A 16,997-nucleotide genomic window follows, 5' to 3' on the forward strand; every position below is an offset into this window, starting at 1 on the left:
CACCGCCAAACTTGCGCGACAGCACGGTCGTGATCGCTGCAGTCAAAGTGGTCTTGCCATGGTCCACGTGACCAATGGTGCCAACGTTCACGTGCGGCTTTTTCCGCTCGAATTTTTCCTTAGCCATTGCTTATTCCTTTTACGGTTTCGGTGGATTACTTGCGATTATTGATCACAGCCTCGGCAACGCTCTTCGGCGCTTCCGAGTAGTGCTTGAATTCCATGGAGTACGTGGCGCGCCCCTGGGTCAGGGAACGCAGCTGAGTAGCGTAACCGAACATTTCGGCCAACGGAACCTCTGCGCGCACTTCCTTCATCCCGCCGGGGATGTCGTCCATACCCTGAACGATACCGCGCCGGGAGGAAAGGTCACCCATCACGTTACCCATGTAATCTTCAGGAGTCTCGACCACAACCGCCATCATCGGCTCCAGCAGCACCGGGCTGGCCTTGCGCATGGCGTCCTTGAAGGCCATGGAAGCCGCCATCTTGAAGGCGTTTTCGTTGGAGTCCACATCGTGGTATGAACCGTCAAACAGGGTGACCTTGACGTCCACTACCGGGAAGCCGGCCAACACGCCATTCGGCAGGGTCTCCTGCAGGCCCTTGTCCACCGCGGGGATGTACTCACGGGGAACCACGCCGCCCTTGATGGCATCGACGAACTCATAGCCCTTGCCGGTTTCGTTCGGCTCAAGCTTGATCCACACGTGACCGAACTGACCACGACCACCGGACTGCTTGACGAACTTGCCTTCCTGCTCGACAGCCTTGCGGATGGCTTCACGATAGGCCACCTGGGGAGCGCCGACACCCGCCTCCACGTTGAACTCCCGCTTCATGCGGTCAACGATGATCTCGAGGTGCAGTTCGCCCATACCAGAGATGATGGTCTGACCAGACTCTTCATCAGTGCGGACACGGAATGAAGGATCCTCTGCTGCCAGACGTCCCAGCGCGATACCCATCTTCTCCTGGTCAGCCTTGGTCTTCGGCTCAACAGCAACGTGGATCACCGGCTCAGGGAAAACCATCCGCTCAAGGATGATCGGCGCATCAGTATCGCAAAGAGTTTCGCCGGTGGTCACTTCCTTGAGGCCGACGCAAGCCGCGATATCGCCCGCCAGAACCTCCTTGATTTCCTCACGCTCGTTGGCGTGCATCTGGAGAATCCGGCCAATCCGCTCTTTCTTGCCCTTGATCGAGTTCAACACGGTGGCACCCGAGTTGAGGACGCCAGAGTAAACACGCACGAAAGTCAGCTGACCCACAAACGGATCGGTCATCAGCTTGAATGCCAGCGCAGAGAACTTCTCGGAGTCCGAAGCGTGACGCTCCACCGGCTTGCCGTCGTCATCCTCACCCTGAACGGGGGGAATATCCACCGGCGAGGGCAGGAATTCGATCACCGCATCCAGCATGCGCTGCACGCCCTTGTTCTTGAACGCCGTACCACACAGCATCGGCTGAATTTCGCAGCCAATCGTGCGGGTGCGCAAACCCAGTTTGATCTGCTCTTCGGACAACTCACCATTCTCGAGATACTCATTCATGAGCTCCTCGGAAGCCTCGGCAGCAGCTTCAACCATCTGCTCCCGCCATTCCTTGGCAACACCTTCAAGCTCGGCCGGGATATCACCGTAAGTGAATTTCATGCCCTGAGAAGCCTCATCCCAGAGAATGGCCTTCATCTTGATCAGATCGACGACGCCAGAGAAGGTATCTTCGGCACCGATCGGAATGACCACAGGCACAGGATTGGCCTTCAGGCGGGTCTTCATCTGCTCAACGACCTTGAAGAAGTTCGCGCCGGAACGATCCATCTTGTTCACGAAGGCAAGGCGCGGCACCTTGTACTTGGTTGCCTGACGCCACACGGTTTCAGACTGGGGCTGCACACCGCCCACAGCACAGTAAACCATGCAGGCACCATCCAGAACACGCATGGAACGCTCAACTTCAATGGTGAAGTCCACGTGTCCCGGAGTGTCGATGATGTTGAAGCGATGCTCGGGGAAATTTCTTTCCATGCCCTTCCAGAAGCAGGTGGTTGCAGCGGAGGTAATGGTGATACCCCGCTCCTGCTCCTGCTCCATCCAGTCCATGGTGGCGGCGCCATCGTGAACTTCACCGATCTTGTGGTTCACACCCGTATAGAAAAGGATGCGTTCCGTAGTGGTGGTTTTGCCGGCGTCGATGTGAGCCGAGATACCGATATTACGGTAGCGCTCGATCGGGGTCTTCCGTGCCACAGTGCTAACCTTGCCTTCCTGAGTTTGCGGAGCCAGCAGAGCGGACCCCGTACTGATACATACAAATAAGTCGAGCCCCTTTCAGGGCCCGACTAGGATCTCGTCGAAAAATCAGAAGCGGTAGTGGGAGAAAGCCTTGTTGGCTTCCGCCATACGGTGAACTTCCTCACGCTTCTTCATGGCCGCGCCACGACCTTCAGCAGCCTCAAGCAACTCGCCAGCCAGGCGCTGAGCCATGGACTTCTCGGAACGCTTGCGGGCCGCCTCGCGCAACCAGCGCATGGACAAAGCCATGCGACGAGTCGGGCGCACTTCGACGGGCACCTGGTAGTTGGCACCACCCACACGGCGGCTCTTGACTTCCACAACCGGGCGTACGTTACTCAGGGCAGCAGAAAACACTTCGAGCGGGTCCTTGCCGGCAGCCTTGGCAACGATCGCATCGAATGCGCCGTAGACAATTCGCTCAGCGACAGATTTCTTGCCGCTCTGCATGATGGCATTGATGAACTTGGAAACATCCTGGGAACCGAACTTGGGATCCGGCAGGACTTCACGCTTGGGTACGTCACGACGACGGGGCATTTTTGACTCTCGCTATTCTTTGATTGCCGACAATTAAGACTTCTTCGGGCGCTTGGCACCGTACTTCGAGCGGGACTGCTTGCGATCCTTGACGCCCTGAAGGTCAAGGGAGCCACGCACGATGTGGTAACGCACACCAGGCAAATCCTTAACCCGGCCACCACGGATCAGCACAACGGAGTGCTCCTGGAGGTTGTGACCTTCACCACCGATGTAGGAGATCACTTCGAATCCGTTGGTCAGACGAACCTTGGCCACCTTACGCAGCGCGGAGTTCGGCTTCTTCGGAGTCGTGGTGTAAACACGGGTGCAAACGCCCCGCTTCTGCGGGCATGCCTCGAGCGCGGGAACCTTGCTCTTGGAAACGGGCGCCTGCCGGCCCTTACGAACGAGTTGATTAATTGTTGGCATAGCTAAGAATTTCCCAAAACACCGAGGCAGCCCTCAAGGACCGCCTCGGATGGTTATCCCGGCTGCGACTGACTACGATTGGCCAGTCCGCAAAAAGAGGCCGGAGTATATCTTTATCGTCAAGCTTTCGTCAACCTGCCTGTGAGGCATCGATGGTTTCAGAAGCTTCGGTTTGTGGTGCCCAGGCATGTCCTTCGCCTAGATCTTCACCCATCGTCTGTGCCTTGCGGTTCCGGTGATACGCCAGACCGGTACCCGCAGGAATCAGACGACCGACGATGACGTTCTCCTTCAGACCGCGCAACTCATCACGCTTGCCAAGAATGGCAGCCTCGGTGAGCACGCGGGTGGTTTCCTGGAAGGAAGCCGCCGAGATGAACGAGTCGGTGGACAGGGAGGCCTTTGTGATACCCAGCAACAGATAACTGTAGCTGGCGGGCAGCTTGCCCTCGGCGACGACCCGGTCGTTCTCGTCCAGCACTTCGGCACGTTCGACCTGTTCTTCGCGGATGAAGCCCGTATCACCTGGGTCGGTGATCACAACGCGACGCAGCATCTGGCGAACGATGACTTCGATGTGCTTGTCGTTGATCTTCACACCCTGGAGACGATACACGTCCTGCACTTCGTCGATGATGTAACGGGCCAGCGCCTCGACCCCCTGCAGACGCAGGATGTCGTGCGGATCAGCCGGCCCATCGACGATCAGCTCGCCCTTGTTCACCACTTGACCGTCGTGAACCATGACGTGCTTATCCTTCGGGATCAGGAACTCGTGCACCGCGCCATCCGGCTCGGTAATCACGAGACGCTGCTTGCCCTTGGTGTCCTTGCCAAACGAAACCGTACCTGTCACCTCAGCCAGAACACCGGCATCCTTCGGCGCACGCGCCTCGAACAGCTCGGCAACCCGCGGCAGACCACCGGTAATGTCGCGGGTCTTGGCAGACTCCTGAGGAATACGCGCAAGCACATCACCCACGGACACCTGCTGACCATCCTTCACTGTGATCAGCGAGCCAACCTGGAAGGTGATGGACACTGCGTGCTCGGTTCCGGCGATACGAACCTCTTCGCCAGCCTCGGTCAGCAGCTTGACCTGCGGACGAACACCCTTGGAGGTCGAAGCACCGCGACGCTTGGCATCGATTACAACAAGGGTAGAGAGACCAGTGACTTCGTCGATCTGCTTGGCGACGGTCACCCCCTCCTCCACATTCTCGAACTTCACCACACCCGAGTACTCGGTGATGATCGGACGAGTGTGGGGGTCCCACGTGGCCAACTGGGTTCCCGCCTTGATGGTTTCGCCTTCGTCCACCGAGAGGGTGGCGCCATACGGAATCTTGTGACGTTCGCGCTCGCGACCCATGTCGTCCGTCACGACGATTTCAGCCGAACGGGAGATGACGATCTTCTCGTTCTTGGCGTTGGCCACATAACGCATGTTCTGCGTAAAGCGGATCACACCGGCGGACTTGGCTTCAACCGCACTCGCTGCTGCAGCCCGGGATGCTGCACCACCGACGTGGAAGGTCCGCATGGTGAGCTGGGTACCCGGCTCGCCGATCGACTGGGCCGCGATCACACCCACAGCTTCGCCGGCGTTAACCAGGGATCCACGTCCAAGATCACGACCATAGCATTTTGCGCACAGGCCATAACGGGTATCACAGGACAGCGGCGTGCGCACGCGGACTTCGTCAATCCCCTCGCTTTCGATCAGGTCCACCAGATCTTCGTCCAGCAGAACACCTGCTTCGATCAAGGTTTCCTGAGTATCCGGATGCACCAGATCGTCCGTGGTCACACGGCCGAGGATACGATCCCGCAGCGGCTCGACGACCTCACCGCCCTCGATGAGCGCTTTCATCAGGAAGCCGCTCTTGGTGCCGCAATCGTCCTCGATGACCACGAGATCCTGCGTCACATCCACAAGACGACGGGTGAGATAACCCGAGTTCGCGGTCTTCAACGCCGTATCCGCCAGGCCCTTACGAGCACCGTGGGTGGAGATGAAGTACTGCAGAACGTTCAGGCCTTCACGGAAGTTGGTCGTGATGGGGGTCTCGATGATCGAGCCATCCGGCTTGGCCATCAGGCCCCGCATACCCGCCAGCTGACGGATCTGCGCCGCGGAACCCCGCGCGCCGGAGTCGGCCATCATGTAAATGGAGTTGAAGGACTCCTGCTTGACAGTGGCGCCGTTGCGATCGACAACATCCTCCTGGCCAAGCTGGTCCATCATCGCCTTGGCGACCTGGTCACCCGCGCGGCCCCAGATATCCACAACCTTGTTGTAGCGCTCGCCGTCGGTCACCAGGCCAGAGGTGTACTGCTGGGCGATCTCCTTGACCTCCTGCTCCGCAGCATGGATCAGCGGATGCTTGAGCTCCGGCACCAGCATGTCCTTGACGGCGATGGAAATGCCGGCCCGGGTGGCAAGACGGAAGCCCATCTGCATCAACTGGTCGGCAAAGATCACCGTCGCCTTGAGACCACAGCGACGGAAGGACGCATTGATGAGTTTGGAGATTTCCTTCTTCTTCAGAGGCTTCTGCAGCACGCTGAAAGGCAGCCCCGCAGGCAGGATCTCCGACAGGATCGCGCGACCCACGGTGGTTTCGTGGCGCACGATCTTCTCGATGGACTCCCCTTCGGGACCCAGGTCATGTTCTTTCAGACGAACAATGACCTTGGCGTGGAGGGCAACCTGGCCAGACTCGTAGGCGCGCTTGACTTCACCCACGTCGGCAAAGGCCATGCCCTCACCCTTGGCATTCACACCCATCCGGGTCGCGTAATACAACCCAAGAACGATATCCTGCGACGGCACGATGATCGGCTCGCCGTTCGCGGGGGACAACACGTTGTTGGAAGCCAGCATCAGGGTGCGGGCTTCCATCTGGGCTTCCAGCGACAGCGGGACGTGGACAGCCATCTGGTCGCCGTCGAAGTCGGCGTTGAACGCCACGCAGACCAGCGGATGAAGCTGAATCGCCTTGCCTTCGATAAGGACGGGCTCAAAGGCCTGGATACCGAGACGGTGCAGCGTCGGCGCACGGTTCAACATGACCGGATGTTCGCGGATCACCTCTTCGAGGATGTCCCACACCACCGGCTCCTGGCCTTCGACCATCTTCTTGGCCTGCTTGATGGTAGTCGCGAGCCCCATCAGCTCAAGCTTGTTGAAGATGAAGGGCTTGAACAGCTCGAGCGCCATCAGCTTCGGCAGACCACACTGATGCAGCTTGAGCTGCGGGCCCACGGTAATCACCGAACGACCGGAGTAGTCAACCCGCTTGCCCAGCAGGTTCTGACGGAAACGTCCGCCCTTGCCCTTGATCATGTCGGCGAGGGACTTGAGCGGGCGCTTGTTGGCGCCGGTCATGGCCTTGCCGCGACGACCGTTATCGAGGAGGGAGTCCACCGACTCCTGCAGCATCCGCTTCTCGTTGCGGACGATGATTTCCGGCGCCTTGAGCTCCAGCAGGCGCTTCAGGCGGTTGTTCCGGTTGATCACACGACGGTAGAGGTCGTTCAGGTCGGAAGTCGCAAAGCGGCCGCCATCCAGCGGCACCAGCGGACGAAGATCCGGCGGCAGAACGGGCAGCACTTCGAGGATCATCCAGTCCGGCTTGATGCCGGAGGTCTGGAAGGCCTCCAGCACCTTGAGGCGCTTGGAAATTTTCTTGATCTTGGCCTCGGAGCCCGTGGTTTCCAGTTCGGAACGGAGCTTCTCGATTTCGTGAGGAAGATCCAGGCTGCGCAGCATCTCGCGGATGCCTTCAGCGCCCATCAGGGCGATGAAGTCGTCACCGTATTCTTCGACCTTGGCCAGATAGTCGTCTTCCGACAGGATCTGGGCACGGTTCATCGGGGTCATGCCGGGATCGGTGACCACGTAGGCTTCGAAGTACAGCACACGTTCAATATCGCGCAGGGTCATGTCGAGCACCATGCCGAGACGGCTCGGCAGGCTCTTCAGGAACCAGATGTGGGCAACCACCGAGGCCAGCTCGATGTGCGCCATGCGTTCACGGCGCACTTTCGACAGGGTTACTTCAACACCGCATTTTTCGCAGATCACACCACGGTGCTTGAGGCGCTTGTACTTGCCGCACAGGCACTCGTAATCCTTGACCGGCCCGAAAATCTTCGCACAGAAGAGACCATCACGCTCCGGCTTGAAAGTCCGGTAGTTGATGGTTTCGGGCTTCTTTACTTCGCCGTAGGACCAGGACCGGATCGTTTCCGGGGACGCCAGACTAATCGTGATGGCGTCGAACTCTTCCTCGTTCGGCAGGCTTTGCTTGAACAGATCAGCGAGCAAACTTTTCATCAATCACTCCATCCAGGGTGAGCACATATCGATCGATCCAACCGCTCAGTAGCGGTCGAGATCGATGTCGATGGCCAGAGAGCGAATTTCCTTGACCAGCACGTTGAAGGACTCCGGCATGCCGGCATCAATCTTGTGCTCGCCCTTGACGATGTTTTCATAAACCTTGGTCCGGCCGGTAACGTCATCCGACTTGACCGTAAGCATTTCCTGCAGGGTGTAGGCCGCGCCATAAGCTTCCAGGGCCCACACCTCCATTTCGCCGAAACGCTGACCACCAAACTGGGCCTTGCCGCCCAGCGGCTGCTGGGTAACGAGGGAGTACGGACCCGTGGAGCGGGCGTGCATCTTGTCGTCCACCAAGTGGTGCAGCTTCAGCACGTGCTTGTAACCCACCGTGACCTGACGCTCGAAGGGCTCGCCGGTACGGCCGTCGAACAAGTTCACCTGACCGCCGGCAGGCAGACCCGCCAACTCCAGCATCCCCTGAATCTCGGACTCCTTGGCCCCATCGAACACCGGCGTTGCAAAGGGCACGCCCTTGCGCAGGTTGGTTGCCAGTTCCATCACTTCGGTTTCCGTGAAATCACTCAGATCTTCAGGCTTACCGCTACCGTTATAGATCTGTTCCAGGAAACCGCGAACCTCTTCTGCGTTGGCCTTGGCCTGAATCATCCGGTCGATCTTGTTGCCCAAGCCTTTGGCAGCCCAGCCCAGGTGGGTTTCAAGCACCTGACCGATGTTCATCCGGGAAGGCACACCCAGCGGATTCAACACGATGTCCATCGGCGTGCCGTCCTCCATGTAAGGCATGTCCTCGACGGGAACAATCTTGGAGACCACACCCTTGTTACCGTGACGGCCGGCCATCTTGTCGCCGGGCTGCAGGCGACGCTTGACGGCGAGGTACACCTTGACCATCTTCTGAACGCCTGGGGGCAGCTCATCACCCTGGGTGAGCTTTTTCTTCTTGGCTTCGAAAGCCAGATCAAAGTCTTTGCGGGTCTTCTCGAGGGCTTCGCGAACAGCCTCCATCTGTGCCGCGATGGTTTCGTCAGCCATGCGGATATCGAACCAGGTGTAATGCTCGAGACCGTCCAGATATTCCTTGCTGATGGCCACACCCTTGGCCAGACGCTTCGGGCCACCGTTGGCGGGCTGACCGATGATCATCCGTTCGATACGCTCGAAAGCATCCCGCTCAACGATCCGCATCTGGTCGGCCAGGTCGGTCTTGAAGCCGCGCAGCATGTCGTCAATGATCGACTGGGCGCGTTTATCACGCTCGATCCCTTCACGGGTAAACACCTGTACATCGATCACGATGCCGTTCATGCCGGACGGCACCCGCAGGGACGTGTCCTTGACGTCGGAGGCCTTTTCGCCAAAGATCGCCCGCAGCAGCTTCTCTTCGGGGGTGAGCTGGGTTTCCCCCTTCGGAGTCACCTTACCCACGAGCACATCGCCGGCCTCTACTTCGGCGCCGATGTAGACGATGCCGGACTCGTCCAGACGGGACAGCTGGCCTTCGCCGAGGGACGCGATGTCACGGGTGATTTCCTCGGGTCCGAGCTTGGTGTCCCGGGCCACAACGGTCAGCTCTTCAATGTGGATGGAGGTGAAACGGTCATCCGCCACCACCCGCTCGGAGATCAGGATGGAATCCTCGAAGTTGTAGCCGTTCCAGGTCATGTAGGCGACCAGCATGTTCTGGCCAAGGGCCAGCTCACCCATGTCGGTGGACGCACCATCGGCGATCACATCGCCGCGGGCCACACGATCACCCACCTTCACCACCGGACGCTGGTTGATGTTGGTGTTCTGGTTTGAACGGGTGTACTTGATCAGGTTGTAGATGTCGACGCCGACTTCCCCAGCCACGGTCTCGTTATCGTTTACACGGATAACGATGCGGTTGGCATCCACGTAATCCACAACGCCGCCACGGAGGGCCTGCTCTGCAGTTCCGGAGTCCACTGCAACAGTGCGTTCGATCCCGGTACCGACAAAAGGCTTTTCGGGACGCAGGCAGGGCACCGCCTGTCGCTGCATGTTGGCGCCCATCAGGGCGCGGTTCGCATCGTCATGCTCCAGGAAAGGAATCAGCGAAGCCGCCACAGAGACAATCTGCCCCGGAGCGATATCCATGTACTGGACCGTATCCGCCGTCGCGAGGGTGAATTCACCCTTGTTGCGGCAGGACACCAGATCACCGATGAGGCGACCCTCCTCGTTCACTTCGGCGTTTGCCTGGGCGATCACATACTGACCTTCCTCGATCGCCGACAGGAAATCGATCTGCTCGGTCAGGACACCGTCAGTCACCTTGCGATACGGAGTCTCAAGAAAACCGTACTGGTTGGTGCGGGCAAACAAGGCCAATGAGTTGATCAGACCGATGTTCGGACCTTCCGGCGTCTCGATCGGACACACGCGGCCGTAGTGGGTCGGGTGCACGTCACGGACTTCAAAACCGGCACGCTCGCGGGTCAGACCGCCCGGGCCCAGCGCCGATACGCGGCGTTTGTGGGTGATCTCGGCCAGCGGGTTGGTCTGGTCCATGAACTGAGACAGCTGACTGGAACCAAAGAATTCCTTGATGGCGGCACTGATCGGTTTGGCGTTGATCAGGTCGTGGGGCATCAGGTTGTCGCTCTCGGCCTGGCCGAGACGCTCCTTGACCGCCCGCTCAACCCGCACCAGACCAGCGCGGAACTGGTTCTCGGCCAACTCACCGACGGAACGGACGCGACGGTTGCCCAGGTGATCAATGTCATCGATTTCGCCACGGCCATTGCGCAGTTCCACCAGCACTCCAACGACCGCGAGAATGTCATCGTTGGCCAGGGTCCCGGCACCTTCGCCGCCCTTCGGACCAACAGTCTCGTAGAAACGCTTCTGCCACTCCGGCGCCTTGTCGTCGAGCTTCTCCGGATAGGCGCGGCGGTTGAATTTCATGCGGCCGACCACGGACAGATCGTAGCGCTCGGGCAGATAGAAAAGCCCCTGGAACAGCGCTTCGACAGCATCCTCGGTAGGCGGCTCGCCCGGACGCATCATGCGATAGATGGCTACCCGTGCAGCCCACTGATCAGCGGTTTCATCAATCCGCAAGGTCTGGGAAATGTGAGGCCCACGGTCCAGATCGTTCAGATAGAGTGTCTTGAGCTCGACAACCCCGGCGTCCCGCAATTTGTCCAGCAGATCTTCCGTGATCTCGTCGTTGGCACGGGCAATCAGCTCACCATCGGGACTGATCACATTGGAGGCCAGAACCCGGCCCAGCAGGAAGTCGTCGCTGACTTCCACCATCTCCACGCCTGCACTGGCCAGCTCACGGATGTGCTTGGCAGTGATGCGCTTGTCCTTGGCTACGATGACCTTGCCTGTGGCATCCACCACATCGAACTTGGCCATTTCACCACGCAGGCGATCGGGTACCAGAGCGTACTGGGCACCTTCACTCTGCAGGGTGAAGTTTTCAAAGTCATGGAAGGTCGCCAGGATTTCTTCCGGCGTCATGCCGATGGCTTTCAGCAGGATCGTAACCGGCATCTTGCGCCGACGATCCACCCGGAAGTACAGAAAATCCTTCGGATCGAATTCAAAGTCAAGCCAGGACCCACGATAAGGGATGATTCTGGCAGAGAACAGCAGCTTCCCGGAGGAGTGGGTCTTGCCACGGTCATGTTCGAAGAACACACCCGGAGAACGGTGGAGCTGGGAAACGATGACCCGCTCGGTACCATTGACCACGAAGGAGCCATTGTTGGTCATGAGCGGAATTTCGCCCATGTACACTTCCTGCTCCTTGACTTCCTTGATGGTCTCCTTGGCCGCTTCCTTGTCGAGGATGACCAGACGGACACGGGCACGCAGCGGCGACGCGAAGGTCAGTCCACGCTGCTGACATTCCTTCACATCGAAGGCAGGCTCACCGAGGTTGAACTGGACGAATTCCAGCCGGGCGTTGCCGCTATGACTGGTAATCGGAAAGATGGAGTTGAAGGCAGCCTGGAGACCCTGATTGGCCCGTTCCGGGGGCGGAGCATCCGCCTGCAGAAAGGACTTGTAGGATTCAAGCTGAGTGGCCAGCAGATAAGGCACATTCTGTACGGCTGCGCGCTGGGCGAAGCTTTTACGAATACGCTTTTTCTCGGTGTAGGAGTACGCCATAGATGCTCCGGGTCTGAGAAGTCGGACGTCAGAAGACAAAAGACAGCATTTCGGACGCTTGATTCAACGCGATTTGCGTCTTACTCTGCATCGAACGCTCTTTTTTGTCGTCTGCTGCGAGATGAAAGCCGGTTACGGAAAACAGAAAGCGCAAAAGGGCCGATGCCTAAAAGGCACCAGCCCTCCGCACGAGGACGAAATTACTTGATTTCGACCTTCGCGCCAGCGTCTTCCAGCTGCTTCTTGAGCGCTTCGGCTTCAGCCTTGGCGATTGCTTCCTTGACGGGCTTCGGAGCGCCGTCAACGAGGTCCTTGGCTTCCTTGAGGCCCAGGCCGGTCACGGCACGGACGACCTTGATGACCTCAACCTTCTTTTCGCCAGCAGCTTGGAGAATGACCGTGAACTCGGTCTGCTCTTCAACAGCAGCAGCGCCAGCACCAGCGCCGGGAGCAGCCACAGCCAGGGAAGCGGCGGAAACGCCAAACTTCTCTTCGAACGCCTTGACCAGGTCGTTCAGGTCCATAACGGTCATTGCGCCAACGGCTTCAAGGATGTCTTCTTTGGTGATTGCCATCTCAAAATACTCCAGATCTAATTTCGTACGGTTTGCCGGGAATCGACCAATCAGGCCGCGGCTTCTTCTTCACGCTTCTTGGCGAGTGCAGCCAGCAAACCGGCAAAGCCGGACACCGGAGCCTGCATGACACCCAGCAGCTTGGCGAGCAGTTCTTCGCGGCTCGGGATCGCGGCCAGGGCTTGCACGCCGGCCTTGTCGAGCACGTTGCCGGCATAGGAACCCGCTTTGAGAACCAGCTTGTCGTTGGTCTTGGCGAAATCAGCCAGAACCTTGGCAGCGGCTACGGGATCAGCCGAAATGCTGTAAATCAGCGGGCCAGTCATCTGCTCAGCCAAGCCAGCGAAAGGGGTACCTTCCACGGCACGACGGGCCAGGGTGTTCTTCAGCACACGAAGGTAAACACCAGACTCACGGGCCTTGGCACGCAGGATGGTGAGATTGCTCACCCCAATCCCTGCATACTCGGCAACCACAATGGTCTGAGCGCTTGCCACTTGCACCGACACCTCAGCCACTACGGCTTTTTTGTCGTCGAGATTCAGACTCAAGGTCTTTCCTCCTATCAAGTCAACACGCGACGGAAACTCCGTCGCACCTACGGCGACCTGGATCAGGAGCAATGCACTTCCAGGAGGAAGAGCGAAAATCCTGTTCTGGGACACCGTCTGCGCAGGCTGTCATGATTAAGCAGCAAGATCTTGCCTTGCCTGCACCTGCGGTCTTTGACGATCCATCTTGACGGACGATGCCATCAAGATGGCCCAAAGTTCTTACTGGCCGGTCACCGTAGCGGCATCAACGCGAACGCCGGCACCCATGGTGGAGGACACGGCAATCTTGCGGAGATAGACACCCTTGGAAGCAGCCGGCTTGGCCTTGACCAAGGCATCGATCAGAGCGCCAACGTTCTGCTGCAGAGCTTCCACAGTGAAGGATGCACGACCAACGGTGGCATGAATCAGGCCAGCCTTGTCGGTACGATACTGAACCTGACCCGCCTTGGCATTCTTGACGGCAGTGGTGACGTCCATGGTCACAGTGCCCACCTTCGGGTTCGGCATCAAGCCACGCGGACCGAGAATCTGGCCCAGGGCTCCCACCACACGCATGGCGTCCGGCGTAGCGATGCACAGGTCGAAATCGATCTTGCCAGCCTTGACCTGCTCGGCGAGATCATCGAAGCCCACCACGTCAGCGCCGGCAGCACGGGCTGCCTCTGCCTTGTCGCCCTGTGCGAACACGGCGACACGGACGCTCTTGCCAGTACCGGCAGGCAGAACGACAGACCCACGAACCAACTGATCAGATTTTTTGGCGTCAATGCCCAGATTCACAGCGATATCGACGGATTCGTCGAACTTGGCGGTGGCGCACTCCTTGACCAGGTTCAGTGCATCACTCAGGGGGTAGGTCTTGTTGCGATCAACCTTGGCACGCAAGGCCTGAACGCGCTTGGACAGCTTAGCCATGTTAGAGGCCCTCCACGGTGATGCCCATGCTGCGGGCAGATCCGGCGATGGTGCGCGCGGCGGCGTCGAGATCCGCAGCGGTCAGATCCTTCATCTTGGCCTTGGCAATTTCTTCACACTGGGCCTTGGTGATGGAGCCTACCTTGTCGGTATGGGGCTTGGGCGAACCCTTCTGAATGCCTGCAGCCTTCTTGATCAGAACGGTCGCGGGCGGCGTCTTCATGATGAAGGTGAAGCTCTTGTCCGCGAAGGCCGTGATCACCACCGGGATAGGCAGACCGGGCTCAAGACCCTGGGTCTGGGCGTTGAACGCCTTACAGAACTCCATGATGTTGAGGCCACGCTGACCAAGGGCCGGGCCGATGGGGGGGCTGGGGTTGGCTTTGCCTGCAGGAACCTGCAGTTTGATGTAGCCAATGATCTTCTTTGCCATCAGGCAACTCCTTATCGAGTGCTAGCGCACAGCCTAAACCGCGCCGCGCTCCTCTTTGATACCTCGGAATGAGGCGAAAACGGGGCCACAGAGCCCCTCATGGAATCAGGTTTTTTCAACCTGACCAAAATCCAGCTCAACCGGCGTGGCACGCCCAAAGATGGTCACGGACACACGGATCTTGCTCTTGTCGTAATTAACTTCTTCGACCGAACCGTTGAAGTCAGTAAACGGACCTTCCTTGACCCGCACCATCTCGCCCACCTCGAAAAGAATCTTCGGCCGGGGCTTATCGACCCCTTCCTGCATCTGCTGCATGATCTTTTCGACTTCCTTCTCGGAAATCGGGGTCGGCTTGTTGGCAGTCCCACCCACAAAACCCGTCACCTTCGGCGTCGACTTGATCAGATGCCAGGTGTCGTCGTTCATTTCCATTTCCACCAGCACGTAGCCAGGGAAAAATTTACGCTCAGTGATGCTTTTCTGGCCGTTGCGCATTTCCACAACTTCCTCGACAGGCACCAGAATCTGACCAAAGAAATCCTGCATTCCGCCACGAGCAATACGCTCGACGAGCGCACGCTGGACCGACTTCTCAAAGCCGGAGTAGGCATGGACCACGTACCAACGCTTGCTCATGATTTTTTCCAACCCAAAATCAGATCGTAAAGAGCCCACTCAAGGGTCTTGTCGGTCACCCAGAGAAACACCGCCATGATCACTACAAAAGCGAACACGATGCCAGTGGTCTGAAAGGTTTCCTTGCGGGAAGGCCAGACAACCTTCTTGGTTTCGGCAACGGTATCGTTGGCAAAAACGGCAAAGCGCTGGCCCAACTCCGTTTTCCAGGCCACCGCAGCACACAGGGCAACACCCAACAGAACAGCCAGTACACGAAGCACCATGGCCTGCTCAGAGAGCACATAGAAGCCCACAACGCCGGCCACCAGTAGAACCAGTGCCAGCGCAAATTTGATCTTGTCGGCCATTAAAACGGAAGTCCGATGGAAAATTGGCAGGGGCAGAGGGAATCGAACCCCCAACCTTCGGTTTTGGAGACCGACGCTCTGCCAATTGAGCTATACCCCTGCAGGCAGAGACTCAGGATGTCCGCTAGGGTGCGAACATCCTGATACTACTATCGACGATTACTCGACGATCTTGGCGACCACGCCGGCGCCGACGGTACGACCACCTTCACGGATGGCGAAACGCAGACCTTCTTCCATGGCGATCGGAGCGATCAGCTTGACCGTCATGGCGATATTGTCGCCCGGCATGACCATCTCGGTGCCTTCCGGCAGGGAGATCGAACCGGTCACATCCGTCGTACGGAAGTAGAACTGGGGACGGTAGTTGTTGAAGAACGGGGTATGACGACCACCCTCTTCCTTCGACAGCACATACACCTCACCAGTGAAATGGGTATGCGGCTTGATGGAACCCGGCTTGCACAGCACCTGACCACGCTCCACGTCCTCACGCTTGGTGCCGCGCAGCAGCACGCCCACGTTGTCGCCAGCCTGACCCTGGTCCAGCAGCTTGCGGAACATTTCCACACCGGTACAGGTGGTCTTGACGGTGGCCTTGATGCCCACGATTTCGATTTCTTCGCCAACCTTGACGATGCCGCGCTCGACACGACCCGTCACCACGGTACCACGACCGGAGATCGAGAACACGTCTTCGATCGGCAGCAGGAAGGGCAGGTCGATGGCGCGCTCAGGCGTCGGAATATAGGAGTCCAGAGCGTCCGCCAGGCGGAAGATCGCCGGCTCGCCGATATCGGACTGATCGCCTTCCAGCGCCTTCAGGGCAGAACCCTTGACGATGGGCACATCGTCGCCCGGAAAGTCGTACTTGGAGAGCAGCTCGCGCACTTCCATTTCAACCAGCTCGAGCAGCTCTTCGTCATCAACCATGTCGCACTTGTTCAGAAAGACGATGATGTACGGCACGCCGACCTGACGGGCCAGCAGGATGTGCTCACGGGTCTGGGGCATCGGGCCGTCAGCGGCAGAGCACACCAGAATCGCACCATCCATCTGGGCTGCACCGGTAATCATGTTCTTGACGTAGTCCGCGTGACCCGGGCAATCCACGTGGGCGTAGTGGCGGTTCTCGGTCTCGTATTCCACGTGTGCAGTGTTGATGGTGATGCCGCGAGCCTTCTCTTCCGGCGCTGCATCAATCTGGTCGTAGCCCTTGGCTTCACCGCCAAACTTGCGCGACAGCACGGTCGTGATCGCTGCAGTCAAAGTGGTCTTGCCATGGTCCACGTGACCAATGGTGCCAACGTTCACGTGCGGCTTTTTCCGCTCGAATTTTTCCTTAGCCATATCATCAACCCCGCAAAAAAATCAGGAAACCGTTTACGCCGCCGCTCAAAATACTGGTGCTCATGGGCAGGATTGAACTGCCGACCTCTCCCTTACCAAGGGAGTGCTCTGCCACTGAGCTACATGAGCTGCACACATCAACCTGGAGCGGGTGAAGGGAATCGAACCCTCGTCATAAGCTTGGAAGGCTTCTGCTCTACCATTGAGCTACACCCGCTTTACAACGCATGACTCACATTCACCACACAAACCGCAGCCAGACAAAGCCAAAATCGTGGTGGAGGGGGAAGGATTCGAACCTTCGAAGGCAGTGCCGTCAGATTTACAGTCTGATCCCTTTGACCGCTCGGGAACCCCTCCAAGCGAGAAGCCAAAATTATAGGCAGCCCTTTTGAGCCTGTCAAATGCTTTA

13 protein-coding genes and 4 tRNA genes are annotated in these 16,997 nt (G+C 58.4%); all 17 read right to left on the reverse strand.

What is annotated here, in order from left to right; all coding sequences use genetic code 11:
* Positions 1 to 127, reverse strand: a 127-nt coding sequence (locus tag PHD22_RS07380) for a GTP-binding protein (protein WP_299864498.1), incomplete at its 3' end; no start/stop codon positions are given.
* A 28-nt stretch (positions 128 to 155) separates the two neighbouring features.
* On the reverse strand, positions 156 to 2,252 hold the full coding sequence (fusA, locus tag PHD22_RS07385; RefSeq protein ID WP_299864449.1) for an elongation factor G: 2,097 nt from the start codon (positions 2,250 to 2,252) through the stop codon (positions 156 to 158).
* Between the two features lie 111 nt (positions 2,253 to 2,363).
* On the reverse strand, positions 2,364 to 2,837 hold the full coding sequence (gene rpsG / locus PHD22_RS07390; RefSeq protein WP_299864451.1) for a 30S ribosomal protein S7: 474 nt from the start codon (positions 2,835 to 2,837) through the stop codon (positions 2,364 to 2,366).
* Positions 2,838 to 2,870: 33 nt separating this feature from the next.
* The gene (gene rpsL, locus PHD22_RS07395) at positions 2,871 to 3,248 is read right to left on the reverse strand and encodes a 30S ribosomal protein S12 (protein WP_079432645.1); all 378 of its coding nucleotides are present in this window, start codon (positions 3,246 to 3,248) and stop codon (positions 2,871 to 2,873) included.
* Between the two features lie 130 nt (positions 3,249 to 3,378).
* Positions 3,379 to 7,590 carry a DNA-directed RNA polymerase subunit beta' gene (gene rpoC, locus PHD22_RS07400; RefSeq protein ID WP_299864454.1) on the reverse strand — a complete coding sequence of 1,404 codons (4,212 nt, stop codon included), beginning with the start codon at positions 7,588 to 7,590 and terminating at the stop codon, positions 3,379 to 3,381.
* A gap of 45 nt (positions 7,591 to 7,635) precedes the next feature.
* A complete protein-coding gene (rpoB, locus tag PHD22_RS07405) occupies positions 7,636 to 11,766 on the reverse strand; it encodes a DNA-directed RNA polymerase subunit beta (RefSeq protein ID WP_299864458.1) in 4,131 nt (1,376 codons plus the stop codon).
* 200 nt (positions 11,767 to 11,966) lie between these two features.
* A complete protein-coding gene (gene rplL, locus PHD22_RS07410; RefSeq protein ID WP_299864461.1) occupies positions 11,967 to 12,341 on the reverse strand; it encodes a 50S ribosomal protein L7/L12 in 375 nt (124 codons plus the stop codon).
* 50 nt (positions 12,342 to 12,391) lie between these two features.
* On the reverse strand, positions 12,392 to 12,892 hold the full coding sequence (gene rplJ / locus PHD22_RS07415; RefSeq protein WP_299864501.1) for a 50S ribosomal protein L10: 501 nt from the start codon (positions 12,890 to 12,892) through the stop codon (positions 12,392 to 12,394).
* A gap of 222 nt (positions 12,893 to 13,114) precedes the next feature.
* On the reverse strand, positions 13,115 to 13,813 hold the full coding sequence (gene rplA / locus PHD22_RS07420) for a 50S ribosomal protein L1 (RefSeq protein ID WP_299864463.1): 699 nt from the start codon (positions 13,811 to 13,813) through the stop codon (positions 13,115 to 13,117).
* Between the two features lies 1 nt (position 13,814).
* A complete protein-coding gene (rplK, locus tag PHD22_RS07425) occupies positions 13,815 to 14,246 on the reverse strand; it encodes a 50S ribosomal protein L11 (RefSeq protein WP_299864466.1) in 432 nt (143 codons plus the stop codon).
* A gap of 105 nt (positions 14,247 to 14,351) precedes the next feature.
* On the reverse strand, positions 14,352 to 14,885 hold the full coding sequence (nusG, locus tag PHD22_RS07430) for a transcription termination/antitermination protein NusG (protein ID WP_299864469.1): 534 nt from the start codon (positions 14,883 to 14,885) through the stop codon (positions 14,352 to 14,354).
* The gene (gene secE / locus PHD22_RS07435; RefSeq protein WP_299864472.1) at positions 14,882 to 15,235 is read right to left on the reverse strand and encodes a preprotein translocase subunit SecE; all 354 of its coding nucleotides are present in this window, start codon (positions 15,233 to 15,235) and stop codon (positions 14,882 to 14,884) included. The genes nusG and secE overlap by 4 nt, the downstream gene beginning before the upstream one ends.
* 24 nt (positions 15,236 to 15,259) lie before the next feature.
* Positions 15,260 to 15,335, reverse strand: a tRNA-Trp gene (locus PHD22_RS07440).
* Between the two features lie 59 nt (positions 15,336 to 15,394).
* Positions 15,395 to 16,585 carry an elongation factor Tu gene (tuf, locus tag PHD22_RS07445; RefSeq protein WP_299864475.1) on the reverse strand — a complete coding sequence of 397 codons (1,191 nt, stop codon included), beginning with the start codon at positions 16,583 to 16,585 and terminating at the stop codon, positions 15,395 to 15,397.
* Between the two features lie 54 nt (positions 16,586 to 16,639).
* A tRNA-Thr gene (locus PHD22_RS07450) sits at positions 16,640 to 16,714 on the reverse strand.
* Positions 16,715 to 16,728: 14 nt separating this feature from the next.
* Positions 16,729 to 16,802: transfer RNA gene (locus tag PHD22_RS07455), tRNA-Gly, on the reverse strand.
* A gap of 58 nt (positions 16,803 to 16,860) precedes the next feature.
* A tRNA-Tyr gene (locus tag PHD22_RS07460) sits at positions 16,861 to 16,945 on the reverse strand.
* Positions 16,946 to 16,997: the final 52 nt, after the last annotated feature.

The sequence above is a fragment of the Zoogloea sp. genome (genome assembly GCF_028693495.1).
In the GTDB taxonomy this organism is placed as follows: Bacteria; Pseudomonadota; Gammaproteobacteria; order Burkholderiales; family Rhodocyclaceae; genus Zoogloea.